This window comes from Sinosporangium album, from assembly GCF_900100605.1.
Lineage (GTDB): Bacteria > Actinomycetota > Actinomycetes > Streptosporangiales > Streptosporangiaceae > Sinosporangium > Sinosporangium album.
This window is the reverse complement of sequence record NZ_FNCN01000014.1, coordinates 134,362-148,868: the sequence shown is the minus strand read 5'-3', so window position 1 is coordinate 148,868 and position 14,507 is coordinate 134,362. Positions and strand designations below refer to the sequence as shown.

The window sequence follows — 14,507 nt, the reverse complement described above, 5'->3', positions numbered from 1 at the left end:
GGGGGCGGCCGGTTCGCATGAGCGGTGTGCGCGATCGGGCGGCTTGCTTGAAAATATGACCATGGTCGACATGACGGCAGCCGCCGAGCGTGGGCGTGAGGGTTCTTCGCGGGTTTCGGAGGAGGGCGCCGGGTGGGCCTGTTCGGAGGTCGGCACGTTCGTGCAGCTCGGGCCTCGGCGGAAAAGCTTCTCCTGGTTCCATCCTTTGACGCTGTGGCGGTCGCGGAACGAGATCGTGGCGAAGCTGTTCGGCGATCCTTCGCCGAGGGTTCGGCGGGCGTGGGTGGAGGGGCAGCGGCGGCTCGGGGTGGACGCCGGGTTTCGGATCGAGCCGGTGCCCGGCAAGGAGGAGTTCTCGTTTCTGCTGCTCGGCGATCCGGGCGAGGGTGACGCGTCGCAGTACGCGGTCGTGCCGGGGATGCTGAAAATCGGGGAGGGCACGTCGTTCGCGGTCGTGGCGAGTGACGTGGTCTACCCGGCGGGGGCCCCGAGCGATTACGAGGACAATTTCTTCCGGCCCTACCAGGACTATCCTTCGCCGATCTACGCGGTCCCGGGAAACCACGACTGGTACGACGGGCTGGGCGGGTTCATGCGGGTCTTCTGTGGTGCGCCGCCGCTTGCGGCCGGGCACCACCGGGTGGGCGCGCCGCTGCAACGGCTGCTGTGGCGCAAGCCCGAGCGCATCGACGAGGCGCGGCTGGCGGAGGCGGCGAAGCGCCGCGGCGCTCCGGGGCAGCGGGCGGCGCAGCCCGGGCCGTACTGGGTGATGGACACGCCCAACCTGCTGATCGTGGGGGTGGACACCGGGATCGGCGGATGCATCGACGCCGAGCAGGGGACGTGGCTGCGTGAGGTGTCCCGGGATCCGCGGCCCAAGATCCTCGTGACCGGGAAGCCGATCTACAGCCGGAACCGGTATGAGCCCTCGCCGATCGAGGGCGGCGGCACGATCGACGACATCGTGAGGGATCCGGCCTGCAACTATGTGGCGGCGATCGGCGGCGACATCCACAACTACCAGCATTATCCGGTGAAGGTCGCGGATCGGACCATCCACTATCTGGTCGCGGGCGGGTCGGGGGCGTTCACGCACGCCACCCACACCATGGGCCGTGTCGAGGTGGGCGGGGTGCATGAGGACGACTTCCGCTGCTATCCGCTGCGCGGGGATTCGCTGTCGTTCTACAGCCGGATCTACAGCAGGCGGTTCGGCATGCGGCGGCTCTATCTGACGCCCGCCGAGGCCGCCGCCATCACGCATGAGCACATCGGGAATACGCCGGTCCGGCAGCCGGACGCGAATGTGGCGATCACGCGGAGGATGCGGTGGGCAGCGCGGCTGCTCGGTGTCGGCCGGCTGCCGTTTCCGCTGCGGCTGCCCGTCGGCCGCGTGTTCCACCGTTATCTGTCGGAGCTGTCGGACGTGGACGACCCGCCGTTCTTCAAGAGTTTTCTGCATGTGGACGTGTCGCGGGACACCGTGCGTATCCGCTGCTTCGCCGCGACGGGCTGCCGGGCTCAGGAGGTGGACCCGCCGCTGGAGGACGAGGTGGTCATCGAGCTGCCGCCGCGCCGGGGCGGTGTGGGGCCCGCCGGGGCGGTCCCGCTGCCGCGTGCGCGGCAGGACGACACGCCGCCAGCGCCTGGGGAGGCCGGGGCGGAACGTGAGGAGGCCGGGGCGGGAGAGGCTGTGTGAGGCTCTCCCGGCCCGGTGTGGAGGCCCTTGCGTCCACCTGCGGCCGGCAGGGGGCGGTCGTGAGGGCGGCCAATAGGGCGGCCGTGAGGGCGCGTGTGAGGGCAGGCGGCGGGCGTCAGGCGCGTGCCCGCCGGCCTTCGGCGTCGCGGGGCGCGGTCGAGGGCATGTGAGAGCCATGGGGAAGCCGCGGGGAAGCCGCGGGGAACCCCGATCCGGCGCTTCGATTTCCGGCCCCATGCCACGTCGCCGAAATGCTCCTCTCGGCTCAGGACCTCCCTTGCATGACGCGTACGGCAATGCCATTCAGCGCGATTCGCCATGCCGTCCAGCCGTTTCTCACACCCGTTTCTCGAAGCCGTTTCTCACAGCCTTTTCCCGGAAACCGTCCACCGCGGCGGCCTCCTTAAATTCCTTACCCGCGATCGCGTTCTTCCGATGCCGGCCCGGTGGGCGTGAAAAGCACGCCGGGATTGCAGATGCCGGTCGGATCCAGCCGCTCCTTGACCGCGCGGAGGACCTCGATACCGAGGTCGCCGATCTCGGCCGCGTACGCGTCGCGGTGGTCGCGGCCGACGCCGTGGTGGTGGCTGATCGTGCCGCCCGCGGCCACGATGGCGTCGTTCGCGGCGCGCTTGGCGCCGGCCCACTGCTCCAGCGGGTCGTCGGTCTGGGCGGTGACGACGGTGAAGTACAGCGACGCGCCCGTCGGGTAGACATGCGACACGTGGCACATCACGAGCGGTGAGCCCAGCGCGCCGTGCAGCGCCAGCCGTACGGCGTCGTAGAGGCGGGGAAGGTCGGACCAGAACCCGGCGGTCTCCAGGGTCTCGACGGTGGCTCCGGCGGCGAGCAGCGAGTCGCGGAGGTACGGCGCCGCGTAGCGGCCGTGGGCCCACGCCTCGCCGGGTTCCTCGCCCAGGGGCTTCCCTCCGTGGGCGGCCAGCACGCGGCCCGCGGCCTCGCGGGTGGCCTCGACGCCCGCCCCTTCGTAGCCGGCGATGAGGAGGCACCCGTCGGCTGACAGCGCGCCGATGTCGTCAGGTCTGGCCAGGCCGACCATGGTCTCGGTCTCGTCGGAGAGCCGCAGGACGGTGGGCGGCGGCCCCTCCTGGGCCAGGGCGCGCATGGCTTCGCGGCCGGCGGCGAAGGACGGGAAGTGCCAGCCCTCGTAGGCGCGTTCGGGGGGCAGCGGGCGGACGCGCAGCCGCAGTGAGGTGATGATCCCGAACGCGCCTTCGGAGCCGAGGACGAGTTGCCGCAGGTCGGGGCCGGCCGCGGACTTGGGGGCCCGCCCGAGATCGAGGGTGCCGCTCGGTGTGGCCACGGTCAGCCCGACGACCATGTCGTCGAAACGACCGTATCCCGCTGATGCCTGCCCGCTCGACCGTGCCGCGGCGAATCCTCCTAATGTCGCGTATTCATATGATTGGGGGAAATGCCCGATGGTCAGCCCGTGCTCGGCCAGAAGCCGCTCGGCCTCGGGGGCTCGCAGGCCGGGCTCCAGGCAGGCGACCATCGACTCGGTGTCGACCGAGATCAGGCGGTCGAGCCGGGCGAGATCCAGGGCGATCACCCCCGCGTGGCCACCGCGGTCGGCGGCGAGTCCTCCGACGACCGATGTGCCGCCCCCGAACGGCACCACCGCGACCCGGTGCGCGGCGCAGAGCCTCAGCACCGCGAGCACGTCGTCGTGAGAGGCCGGGGAGACCACGGCGTCGGGCGCGTCGCGGCCGTCGCCCGCGCGCATGCGCAGCAGGTCTGGGGTGGATTTGCCCCGGGTGTGACGCACGCGCGATTCGTGGTCGAGCCGCAGGGCGTCCTGCCCGAGGAGCGCCGCCAGTTCGCGTTCGAACGCCGGGGGCAGGGCGGGCGGCGGGAGCCGTACGGCGTCGAGGGCGACCGCCCGTGCGGTGGGCTCGCGCACGCCGAGCAGGTCGCGGAGGAGGGTGCGCACACCCTCGGGAAGGTCGGCCTCCTTGTCCGGGTCGCCCCATCCGCGCCAGTTCATCGCCGGTGTGGCGGGTCCGTTCACTGCACTCTCCACGCTCATCGCTCCCGGATACGTCTAGCTACACTGTGACATGTGACGTCAATTCATCACAATAAGCGCGGAGGCGCCGCGGGCCGCATCGACATCGACGCCGTGCTCGACGCGGCGCGGGAGTGCGTGCTCGCGGTAGGCGTACGGCGCACCACGCTGACCGACGTCGCCAAACGGGCTGAAGTCTCACGTATGACGCTCTACCGCACGTGGCCGGACATCTCCGCGCTCGTCGCGAGCCTGATGACGCGGGAGTGGGTGCGGGTCACGGGCGAGGCCGTCACCAACGATCCGGTCGAATCGGTGGTCGCGGGGGTGCGGGCGCTCAGGGCGCACCCGCTCTGGCGCAAGATCGTCGAGGTGGACCCCGAGCTGCTCCTCCCCTACCTGCTACGCCGCCGGGGCGGCAGCCACGACGCGATGCTCGCCCTGATCGAGGCGGCCGTCGAGGCGGGCCAGCGCGGGGGCACCGTACGGCAGGGCGACCCGACCACCCTCGCGCGGGCCGTCCTGCTCACCGCGCAGTCGTTCGCGCTGTCGGCCGGCACGATGCTCGGTCCGACGACGGTGGAGGAGCTGGACGCGGAACTCACCGAACTACTCAGGAGGTATCTGTCCACGTGAGTCCGGCATCTCCCCCCACCCTCTCATCGTCTCTCCACGTCGCCCGCCGGGTCCGCGAGCTCGCCGAGCTCGCACAGGGCACGGTGGTGGACCTGCTCGTCGTCGGGCTCGGCGCCACGGGCGCCGGCGCGGCGCTCGACGCCGCCTCGCGCGGCCTGACGGTCGCGGCGATCGACGCCCACGACCTCGCCTTCGGAACATCCCGGTGGAGCTCCAAGATGGTCCACGGCGGCCTGCGCTACCTCGCCAAGGGCCAGGTCGGGGTCGCCTACGAGAGCGCGGTGGAGCGGGGTGCGCTCCTCACGCGGACCGCGCCCCACCTGGTGCGGGCTGCGCCGTACCTGCTTCCGCTCTCCCCCTCGGTCACGCGGGCCCGGGGGTCGCTGGTGATGGCGGGCTACCTGCTGGGCGACGCGCTGCGGGCCGCCGCAGGCACACCGAGGATCGCCCTGCCCGGCCCCAGCCGCGTCTCGGCGGCGCGGGCGCGGGACCTGGCCTCCCCGCTCGCCGGTGGCGGGCTGCGCGGGGCGCTGCTGTCGTGGGACGGCCGGCTGGTGGACGACGCCCGGCTGGTGGTGGCGGTCGCGCGTACGGCGGCGGCCCACGGCGCACGCGTGATCACCCGGTGCCGTGCGCTGCGGGTGTCCGGCGACGGGGCCTGGGTGCGGGATGAGACGACCGGGGCGGAGTTCGCGATCAAGGCTCGGGCGGTCGTCAACGCGACGGGCGTGTGGGCGGGCGGGCTCGTCCCCTCGGTGGAGTTGCGCCCGTCCCGGGGCACCCACCTGGTGCTGCGGCCGGGCACGCTGCCGGGACTACGCACCGGGCTGCATATCCCGATTCCGGGGGAGAGCAATCGCTTCGTCCTGGTCCTTCCCCAGCAGGACGGGCGGACGTATGTGGGGCTGACCGATGAGCCGGTTGACGGGGAGATCCCGGACATACCTCAGATTCCCGAGCAGGATGTGACATTCCTCCTGTCGGTGGTCAACTCCGTACTTGAGGCTCCGATCAGGCGCGACCGGGTCGCGGGGGCGTTCGCGGGGTTGCGCCCGCTGCTCGCGGCGGGAGGCCGGACGGCGGACCTGTCACGGCGGCACGCCGTTCTGCGGTCGCGGGACGGGGTGGTGACGGTCGTCGGTGGCAAGTTGACGACATATCGGCTTATGGCGGAGGACGCGGTGGACGTCGCTATCCGCGAGCGGGGGCTGAGCGCCGGGCCGTGCCGTACGGCACGCCTGCCCCTGGTGGGGGCCCCGGGGAGCGCCAGAGTGCGCGCCGAGGAGCGGACGGTGCCGCGGCGGCTGGTGGCGCGCTACGGCGGCGAGGCCGGCGCCGTACACGCCCTGGAGAGGAGCGATCCGCACCTCGGAGAGCCGGTGGCGGCGGGGGCCGGCATCACGCGGGCGGAGCTGCTGTGGGCGGTCCGCCACGAGGGAGCCCTCGATGTGGCCGATCTCCTTGACAGGAGGACCCGCATTGGGCTTGTGCCCGAGGACCGGGCGGCGGCTGCACCCGCTGCGGAGGAAGTTCTCCGCATGGCCTAGATATTTCTCTAGACCTAGTGATATTGGGCGAACGATCGGGGACATTAAGGACCTGACCGGAGTGTCACGCCACCCCTGTCCGCAATCCCTCTGGCGATTAGGTTAGTCTTACCTAATCCATCGGGGAGGTGCGTGACATGATGGGCGGACCAGGGTTTTTCACAGGCGGGAGAGCTCCCAGAGGGCTCCCCGGCACACCTCCTGCGGCGCCTTTCACCGGGCCTTTCACCAGGCCGAACGGCTGCGCACACGCGCTCGGCCTGCACACCGGAGAGGCGCCCGTGCTGGCCAGCGCCACGGTCTCCGCACGCACGTGGCTGCTCATCGAGCACGACGGCCCCTGGGCCTCCCACCTGCCGGACTGCCGCCTTCCCGAGGACGTCCACCTGCTGATCAAGCGCGCCACGGAATTGGGCGTCAGAGCCCAGCTCATCCGGCGCCCCGGACGCCGGACCCGCCCTCAGCCGCCGGGCATCCATGTGCTAATGGCCTACGCGACGGGCGACGCCCCCTGGATGGCCGAAGGCATCGTCGCAGCTCCAGACGATCTTGACCTGAAGGCGCTGGTGCACGGAGTGGTCCCCGAGTCCTGCATACTGGTGACCGAGCCGGTATTTCTGGTCTGCACGCACGCCAAGCGCAATGCGTGCTGTGCCCGCATTGGAACACCCATCGCTCGCAGCCTGGCCGACACGATGCCAGACGCGGTGTGGGAAACATCACATGTTGGCGGCGATCGCTACGCCGCCAACCTCGTGTGCTTGCCACACGGGCTTTACTACGGCAGCATGTCTCAGGCTGCCGCGCTCGCGGCAGCGGACGCGTACCGGCGCGGCGAGATCACTCTCGACCGCTTCCGGGGACGCGCAGGCATCCCTGAGCCATCGCAAGCCGCTGAGCATTTCGTCCGGGCCCACACGGATGAGCTCTCGGTGAGCGGAGTGGCCGTGGAATCCACCAGGTCAGACGGCGACGCCACCGAGGCCATCGTGCGCGGGGGCGTTGCCCGATTTCGGGTTGTGGTTGAGCCGGCGGTGTTCGAGGCACCGTGTTCGTCGGCAGGCGGAGACGCCTGCGCCGACAACACGATCAAGACCTACCGACTGGTCGAGCTGCGCAAGCTCTAGCTTGTGCGGTATACCACGCCCACGGACCTGATCAACGGGAACAACCACGGCCGATCCGCGCGTTGACCCAGGGACGCCACAAGCGTTCATTGCGGCACAAACACGAAATACCTCTCACCAAAGGTGGTTCTCTCATGTCTCAGGTACGTCGGCAGATCGCCCGCCCTCGTCCCTCCTGGGGGTGGCAGGATGATGCTGCGTGCCGGGGTGAGGACCTCGTGCTGTTCTTTGGACCCGACGGCGAGCGTCAGCCCGAGCGTGACATTCGAGAGCGCAAGGCCAAGGCCATTTGCGCCCAGTGCCCCGTTCGCGCCGAATGCCTTGACTATGCGCTCTCCCGTCCGGAGAAGTACGGCACGTGGGGTGGCCTGAACGAGGACGAGCGCGCGTCCGAGCGCCGCCGTCGCATGCGCCGCGCCGCCAGCGCCGGCATCTCCGCGGCCTGAGCCTTTCCCACCCGGCATCAACCAGCTTCATTCCTCCGCTTTTCGAAGGCGCGTGATCTCGCCACCGCGAGATCACGCCGCTCCGATCACTTCCCGTCGAGATCGACCCCGTGGTGATCGACCCCGCAGTGATCGACCTCCCTGAGATCGAGATCATCCGGTTCGACCTCGATGGCGATCGATTCCGCTCACCCGGCTGGGATCGCTCCAGCTCAGGCAGTTTTCTCCACGATCAACCTCTAAGATCAACCCGCTGGAATATCACGAACCCCGATTCTGCGGCGAAACACCCAATACATCCAGGATTGGTAGAGAAGCACCAGCGGCAGGAAACTCACCGCGATCCAGGCCACGATCCCCAGCGTTCTCGGGGCCGCGGCCACCTCCTCCGCGGTGAGGCCGAGCGCTGGATCGGCTGTCGGACCGGCCATCGGACCGGCCGCCGACGACAGCACCTCAGGGTGGAGCACGGCCAGGAGCGACGCCATCGCGATCACGATGGCCACCGCCGAGCCCGCGAAAGCCCAGCCCTCCCTGCCCCTCCCGTTCGCGGCCATTCCCCCGGCCCACGCCAGGACCGCCGCCCCCGCCATCAGCGCCGTGGCCGCCGTTCCCGCCTGGACCTGCGTCCAGGCCAGGAACACCCCGGCGAGTACGGCGGCGCCGACCCCCGCTCCGCCCGCGAGCGTGTTCGCCCGGGCCCTGAGCCCGCCCTTGGTCTTCAACGCGAGGAACGCGGCGCCGTACGCCGTGAAGAGCGCGAACGTTGTCAAGCCCCCGAGCAGCGCGTAGGGGGTGAAAAGTTCCCCGAACGACCCCACGCGGTGGGCGCCGACCACCTCCCGGTGGACAACGGCCGCCGCGAGCAGCCCCCAGAGGAACGCAGGAAGCGCCGAGCCCCCCACGATCGCCGCGTCCCACCTCCGCCGCCACAGGGCCGAGGCGCGCTTCTCGCGGTATTCAAGGGCGATACCCCGGATGATCAGCGCTACCACAAGGAGTAGCAGGGGAACGGCGAAACCGCCGAACAGCGACGTGGACCAGGCGGGGAACGCGGCGAAGGTCGCCGCGCACGCCGCGACCAGCCAGAGCTCGTTGCCGCCCCAGAGCGGCCCGATCGTATTGATCATCACGCGGCGTTCGGCGTCGTTTCTGGCCAGAACGGGCAGGAGGATTCCGACGCCGAAGTCAAAGCCCTCCACGGCAAAGTATCCAACCCAGAGCATCGCGATAACGGCGAACCACACGTCATTCGGATCCACGGCCCCTCCTCACGAGGTAAAGCGGTTGGACCGGAGAGATGTCTGTGGAATCGAACCCCCATACGACATCCACGACATGATCACTTTAGGTCAGCAATTACCGCTCAACGCGTGAGGCGCGCAGTGAAATTCACCGTGTTTCCGCTGTCCTTTGCCAGTGCCTCTTCAGCAGTGAACGGCCGGGCTGGATCAACGGCTGAGCACATCGAGCACATCGTCATCCGAAAGCTGGTTGAAATGCTCATACCACTCCCCCACGGCCCGGAACATCGGCGGCGTCACCAGAACCACCACATGGTCGGCCTCGTCACTCAGCGCCTGCTTGGCCTCACGGGCCCCCACGGGGGCGGCGAGGACGAGTGTCGCCGGGTTCTTCGGCTGAAGGGCGCGTAGCGCCGCCCGTGCCGTACCGCCGGTCGCCAAGCCGTCGTCCACGACCAAGACGTCCTGGCCCGTGAGGTCGGGCAGCGGGCGCCCGCCCCGGTAGAGGGCGACCTGCCTGGCGAGCTCCTTGCGCGCGTCGGCGATCACCTTGGTCAATGCCTCCTCCACCAGGCCGAGTCTGCGCAGCAGCTGTTCGTCGAGCACGGGGTCGCCGCCTTCGGCGACGGCCCCCACCCCGAGCTCCGGCTGGAAGGGATAGCCGATCTTCCGCACGACCAGGACGTCCAACGCGCCGCGGAGCCGCTCGGCCACGGGTGCCGCCACGGCCACCCCGCCCCGGGGAAGCCCCAGCACCATCGGTGAGCGCAACCTCAACCGGTGGAGGCGTTCACCGAGCAGGACGCCAGCCTCCGCGCGATCGAGGAACGGAAGGTCGAATGGCAGCTCGGCCATACCCCACTTCTACCCCCGATTCCCCAACCCGGACAAACCCCATCAAAGTTCCGGGCCGTGGGTAGGGCACGGGGCTGCCCCGTGCCCCTTCCCCTCTACGGACGGTTCCGGCCGGACCTGCGCATCTCCTTGTGGATGATCTTCCACTTGCGCTGCTCCTCCTCGCGGAGCCGCGCGTCGGTGCGCCTGGCCATCCAGGCCGCCTCCCGCTGGAGCTTGCGCCAGCTCTCGAACCGCCGCTCCGGCAGCTCGCCCGAGGCGAGCGCCGCGAGGACCGCGCAGCCGGGCTCGGTCCCGTGGGAGCAGTCCGCGAAGCGGCAATCCCGCGCCAGGTCCTCGACATCGGAGAAGACCCGGTCGACCCCGTCCCCGATGTCATAGAGCCCGACCCTGCGGATGCCCGGGGTGTCGATCACGAGACCGCCGCCGGGCAGCGCGAACAGCTCCCGCCGCACGGTCGTATGCCGGCCGCGACCGTCACCCGCCCGCACCTGCTGCGTCTCCATCACCCTCGCCCCCGCGAGCGCGTTGACCAGTGTGGACTTGCCCGCCCCCGAGGTGCCCAGCACCACGGCGGTGCCGGACGAGGACAGGTGCCCGCGGACGAGGTCCACCCCCTGCCCCCGGACCGAACTGAGGGCGTGGACGTCGACCCCGGGGGCCACGCCCCCGATGTCCTTGAGGAGATCGTCCAGCCCTTGGGGAAGCAGATCGGCCTTGGTGACGAGCACCACCGGCCGCGCGCCGCTCTCCCACGCGAGCACGACGAGCCGCTCGACCCTGCCGAGGTCGGCGGGGTCGGAGCCGTGGACGGCGGGCTCGGCCACGAAGACCACGTCCACGTTGGCCGCCAGCACCTGCCCCTGCCCGTCGCCCGACAGGCCGCCTCGGGAGTCGCGGCTCACGCCGCCCCGGACGAAAGCCGTACGGCGCGGCAGCACCGCCTCAAGCTCGTAACGCCTCTCGGGCATGATCAGGCGCATCGCCGCCCAGTCACCCACACACGGGAGCGAGATCGGGTCATCGGCGGCGAGCCGGCGGACCTTGGCGGAGTATCTGACCTGGTGAGCTCCGTCGGCGGCGAGCACCTCGGCCGCTCCCCGGTCGACCCGGGCCACGCGGCCGGGAACTGCTCCCGGGGGCAGCGCGGCGGCGAACGAGTCGTCCCAGCCGAGCGAAGCGAGATCGAACAGCCCAGAGCGAGCTGGTGGAACCATGTGAGGAACACCCTTCGAAACGCCGGGTGCCCACCACGGCCTGAACTGCCGGCCGATCCGGCCGACTCGACACGACAGGCACCTCTGCCCGGTCGGAAGAGAACAGCCCAAGCGGAAAGCCCTCGTCACCCGCGCGGCGATGCGCCCGGCGCATCGCCCCGTCACGGCCCGCTCAAGGGGCGCGAGATCAACGAAAAGGCCCGGTCAGGCTAGAAGGACACCCGGAGGTTAATGGACGACGAAGTCACCAGAAAGACCCGCATCACCCACACCTCCTTTCCTCATCATGGCCTCCGGCGGACCCGGCAGGCGCTCGCGCCCACCATAACGCACGGGTGGCCGCGCCCCGCAAACCATTAATCGCGCCCACTGAATCCCACCAACCCCGTTCAATCCCGTTCAATCTCGTTCAATCTCGTTCATCGCAGCCCGGTGTCAGCGCAGACGGCGGCGGAAGGCCGACGGCGGCGGCGCGGCGGGCGCGAGGCGCAGCCGTACATCGACCGCGACCGCGCCGCCCGGCATGGCGATCACCGGATTGAGGTCGAGTTCGGCGATCTCAGGGTGGTCGTCCAGCAGTCGGGCGACCCGGATCAGCTGCACCTCCAGAGCCCCGACATCGGCCTTCGGCCTGCCCCGGTAGCCGAACAGGAGGGGCGAGCAGCGCAGTCGCCGCACCATGTCCGCCGCGTCGCCCCGGGACAGGGGCGGAAGGCGGAACACCCGGTCCGCCAGGAGCTCGGCCGCCGTGCCCCCCATGCCCAGCATGACCAACGGCCCGAATCCCGGGTGCTGGACCCCACCGATGATGGTCTCCACGCCGTCCTCGGCCATGCGCTGGACGAGCCCGCCGGTCATCGCCGGGCCTAGGCGCTCGGCCATCCGCCGATAGGCCGCGGCGACGTCCGCGGGGGTGAGCAGGCCGACCGCCACACCGCCGACGTCGCTCTTGTGGACCAGGGACGGGCCGGTGGCCTTCAGCACCGCGGGCGACCCCACCAGCGCCGCCGCCTCCGCCGCGCTCTCCGGGCCGTCGACGCCGATGGTCTCGGCGACATGCACCCCGTAGTGACCCAGTAGCCGGGCCGCGGTGGCGTGGTCGAGCCAGCGCCCCTCGGGCGTCTGGGCGAGCTCGCCGGCGATGATCTCATCCGCCGGGGCCGCCTTCGGCCAGACGGCTTCGGGGAGCGGCCCCCCGGCCCCGGCACGCCACCGGGCGTAGTCCGTCACCCGGGACAGGGCCCGCACCCCCTGCTCGGGGAAGGCGTAGCTCGGCACCCTGCCGCCGATGATCCCATCGTGGCCGACCACGCAGGCCAGAAGGGTCTTCTTCGCATCGCGCGCCACCTGCTCGATCACCGCTTCGGTGGGTTCGCGGCCGGACCCGAAAGGCGGGGTGTAGACGACGAGTACGGCGTCGACGCCCGGGTCGTCCAGCACGGCCTCAACGGCCCAGGCCAGCTCCTCGGCCGTGCCGTCCGCGGTGAGGTCGACGGGGTTGGCCACCGACGCCGCGGGCCGCAGCCGAGAGCGCAGCCGTTCGCGGGTCGCGGGCGACAGCTCCGGAACGGCCAGCCCCTGCCGCTCGCACGCGTCGGCGGCGAGCGCCTGCGGACCGCCGGAGTTGCCGACGATCGCCACGCGGTCGCCCGCGGGGAGCGGCTGGCCGGTGAGCAGCCGCGCGGTGTCCAGCAGCTCCTGTACGGTCTCCACCCGGATCACACCCGACCCGGTCAGCAGGGCGTCCACGGCGACGTCGGGCGTCGCGAGCGCGGCGGTGTGCGAGCTGACGGCGCGTTCTCCCGATGGGCTGCGGCCGCTCTTGACGACGAGGATGGGCTTGGTGCGGCTCACCCGGCGGGCGATACGGCCGAAGCGGCGGGGGTTGCCGAAGGATTCCAGGTAGAGCCCGATCACCGCGGTCGGCTCGTCGTCCTCCCAGTATTCCAGGAGGTCGTTGCCGCTGACGTCGGCCTTGTTGCCGACCGAGACCATGGTGGAGAAGCCCAGCCCGACCTGGGCCGCCTGATCCATCAAGGCGACGGCGACGGCCCCGGACTGCGACATGAACCCCAGATGTCCGGGGCTCGGCGGGGTGGGGATGAAGCTGGCGTTCAGGCTCGTCCCGGTGTTGACGACGCCGAGGCAGTTGGGCCCCACCAGTCTCATGCCCGCCTGCCGGCATACCCGCAGGAGTTCGGCCTCCTGGTCGGCCCTGCCGACCTCGCCGAAGCCCGCGCTGACCACCACGAGGTCGCGGACGCCCGCCCGCGCGCAGTCCCGCGCCACGTCCAGTACGGCTTCCGCCGGTACGGCGACCACGGCGAGGTCCACCCGGTCCGGGATCTCCTTCAGGCTCGGGTAGACGGTCAGGCCGCACAGCAGGTCGGCGCGGGGGTTGACCGGGTAGACCGATCCCGGGAAGTCGCCCCGCACGAGGTTGCGCAGCACACGGTGCCCGACGCCGAGCGGGTCACGGCCCGCTCCGATCACGGCGACCGACCTCGGCGACAGCAGCCGGGCCAGGGAGGCCCGCCCCGCCTCGTGTTCACGCTTCTCGATCTGGGCCAGCAGGTCGGGCGCGGACCGCAGCGAGATCCGCACTTCCACCTCGCCGTCCTCGGAACGCCGGACGCTGCCAAGCCCCAGGCAGCCGAGCACGTCCAGCATCGCCCGGTTCTCGGCCAGCACCTCCGCGACGAGCTCGTCCACGCCGTTCTCCGCGGCGAGCAGGGCCAGGTGTTCGAGCAGCAGGGTGCCGAGCCCGTGCCCCTGCACCTCGTCGTCCAGGAGAATGCCCAGTTCGGCGTCGGCGCCGGTGTCGCCCACGACGTATTCGGCCACGCCGACCAGCCGTCCGCGCATCACCGCCACCAGCGCCCGGCCTGCGAAACGCGGGTCGGTCAGACGGTCGACGTAGCTGTGCGCGGAGGCCCTGCCGCCGGCGAAGAACCTCAAGTAATCAGAGCGTTCAGAGATCCGTTCGACGAGTTCGTGCAGAGCCTGACGATCGCCGTGTTCCAGAGGGCGGATATGCGCCATGCCGCCGTCACGCAGCAGGACATCGCATTCGGCCGGAGCGGTGTGTCCCATGGTTTCCAGCCTCCCGGCGGCTCCCCGCGAAAAGCAGTGCCCTTGTACCCGTTCGCGAGGGGCGCGGGTCCCTTTCCGCGCCCCTCGAACGCCTCTGGCCGGTGAATACGGGCGGTGGGCCGCCGCGGCCTTGGCCGCGGGTGTCAGGCGGTCCTCTCGACGGGGATCCGCCGACCTGTCTGCTTCGTTTCCGAGATCCTTATGTTGATCTCAAGGATGCCCTTGTCGTAGACCGCCGTGACGTCGCTCTCGTCGGCGCCCGCCGGCAGTCTGACGGAGCGGGAGAACGACCCGTAGCGGAATTCGGTGCGGTGATGCTCGGTGACCTCCTCCTGGCGCTCCGCGCGTATGGTGAGCACCCCGTTCGCCACGGTGACCTCGACATCCCTTTCGGGGTCGATCCCCGGCAATTCCGCACGCAAAATGTATCTACCGTCTTGGACGTGCTCTTCGAATCTGATCGCCTGTCCCGCCATGGGACGCCGCCCCGCGAACGGGGCCTCCAGCCGTTCGAGAATATCGGGAATGACTCCCCGGGACTCTCGGCGCGTCATCGATCGCATGCGCGTGCCTCCTCAACCTGCTCGGGTCTTTCGGCAGCGTCGGCCTTTCGT

The 14,507-nt window shown here is 70.5% G+C and carries 11 protein-coding genes; 5 read left to right on the top strand and 6 right to left on the bottom strand.

Annotated elements, in window-relative coordinates; all coding sequences use genetic code 11:
• The first annotated feature begins 55 nt into the window (after positions 1–55).
• Entirely contained in the window at positions 56–1,699 is a 1,644-nt protein-coding gene (locus BLQ73_RS16940) for a metallophosphoesterase family protein (protein ID WP_245691135.1), read from the top strand.
• A gap of 412 nt (positions 1,700–2,111) precedes the next feature.
• On the opposite strand, the gene BLQ73_RS16935 is transcribed toward BLQ73_RS16940, so the two are convergent.
• The gene (locus BLQ73_RS16935; protein WP_093171459.1) at positions 2,112–3,707 is read right to left on the bottom strand and encodes an FAD-binding oxidoreductase; all 1,596 of its coding nucleotides are present in this window, start codon (positions 3,705–3,707) and stop codon (positions 2,112–2,114) included.
• A 75-nt stretch (positions 3,708–3,782) separates the two neighbouring features.
• Here BLQ73_RS16935 and BLQ73_RS16930 point away from each other — a divergent pair, with 75 nt between their 5' ends.
• From BLQ73_RS16930 to BLQ73_RS16915, 4 genes are all read left to right on the top strand, one after another.
• Entirely contained in the window at positions 3,783–4,364 is a 582-nt protein-coding gene (locus BLQ73_RS16930; RefSeq protein ID WP_093171425.1) for a TetR/AcrR family transcriptional regulator, read from the top strand.
• Positions 4,361–5,911, top strand: coding sequence for a glycerol-3-phosphate dehydrogenase/oxidase (locus tag BLQ73_RS16925; protein ID WP_093171424.1), 1,551 nt, complete (start codon positions 4,361–4,363; stop codon positions 5,909–5,911). Before BLQ73_RS16930 ends, BLQ73_RS16925 begins: the two co-directional genes overlap by 4 nt.
• 281 nt (positions 5,912–6,192) lie before the next feature.
• Positions 6,193–7,038, top strand: a complete 846-nt coding sequence (locus BLQ73_RS16920) for a sucrase ferredoxin (RefSeq protein ID WP_245691134.1) — start codon at positions 6,193–6,195, stop codon at positions 7,036–7,038.
• Between the two features lie 134 nt (positions 7,039–7,172).
• Complete coding sequence (locus BLQ73_RS16915) at positions 7,173–7,484, top strand: WhiB family transcriptional regulator (protein WP_093171423.1); 312 nt, start codon at positions 7,173–7,175, stop codon at positions 7,482–7,484.
• Between the two features lie 245 nt (positions 7,485–7,729).
• On the opposite strand, the gene cydB is transcribed toward BLQ73_RS16915, so the two are convergent.
• The 5 genes from cydB to BLQ73_RS16890 form a co-directional block, all read right to left on the bottom strand.
• Positions 7,730–8,746: a cytochrome d ubiquinol oxidase subunit II gene (gene cydB / locus BLQ73_RS16910; protein WP_093171422.1), complete on the bottom strand. Its 1,017-nt coding sequence runs from the start codon at positions 8,744–8,746 to the stop codon at positions 7,730–7,732.
• Between the two features lie 189 nt (positions 8,747–8,935).
• On the bottom strand, positions 8,936–9,583 hold the full coding sequence (locus tag BLQ73_RS16905; protein ID WP_093171421.1) for a phosphoribosyltransferase: 648 nt from the start codon (positions 9,581–9,583) through the stop codon (positions 8,936–8,938).
• 95 nt (positions 9,584–9,678) lie between these two features.
• Positions 9,679–10,800 (bottom strand): ribosome small subunit-dependent GTPase A, encoded by a 1,122-nt coding sequence (gene rsgA / locus BLQ73_RS16900; RefSeq protein WP_093171420.1) that lies wholly within the window; start codon positions 10,798–10,800, stop codon positions 9,679–9,681.
• Between the two features lie 435 nt (positions 10,801–11,235).
• The gene (locus BLQ73_RS16895; RefSeq protein ID WP_093171419.1) at positions 11,236–13,893 is read right to left on the bottom strand and encodes an acetate--CoA ligase; all 2,658 of its coding nucleotides are present in this window, start codon (positions 13,891–13,893) and stop codon (positions 11,236–11,238) included.
• Between the two features lie 143 nt (positions 13,894–14,036).
• A complete protein-coding gene (locus tag BLQ73_RS16890; RefSeq protein WP_093171418.1) occupies positions 14,037–14,456 on the bottom strand; it encodes an Hsp20/alpha crystallin family protein in 420 nt (139 codons plus the stop codon).
• Positions 14,457–14,507: the final 51 nt, after the last annotated feature.

Coding starts and splice junctions, on each gene's coding strand:
- BLQ73_RS16935 (WP_093171459.1), bottom strand. CDS start 3,707: ATGAACTGGCGCGGATGGGGCGACCCGGACAAGGAGGCCGACCTTCCC.
- BLQ73_RS16905 (WP_093171421.1), bottom strand. CDS start 9,583: ATGGCCGAGCTGCCATTCGACCTTCCGTTCCTCGATCGCGCGGAGGCT.
- BLQ73_RS16890 (WP_093171418.1), bottom strand. CDS start 14,456: ATGCGATCGATGACGCGCCGAGAGTCCCGGGGAGTCATTCCCGATATT.
- BLQ73_RS16895 (WP_093171419.1), bottom strand. CDS start 13,893: ATGGGACACACCGCTCCGGCCGAATGCGATGTCCTGCTGCGTGACGGC.
- rsgA (WP_093171420.1), bottom strand. CDS start 10,800: ATGGTTCCACCAGCTCGCTCTGGGCTGTTCGATCTCGCTTCGCTCGGC.
- BLQ73_RS16940 (WP_245691135.1), top strand. CDS start 56: ATGACCATGGTCGACATGACGGCAGCCGCCGAGCGTGGGCGTGAGGGT.
- BLQ73_RS16915 (WP_093171423.1), top strand. CDS start 7,173: ATGTCTCAGGTACGTCGGCAGATCGCCCGCCCTCGTCCCTCCTGGGGG.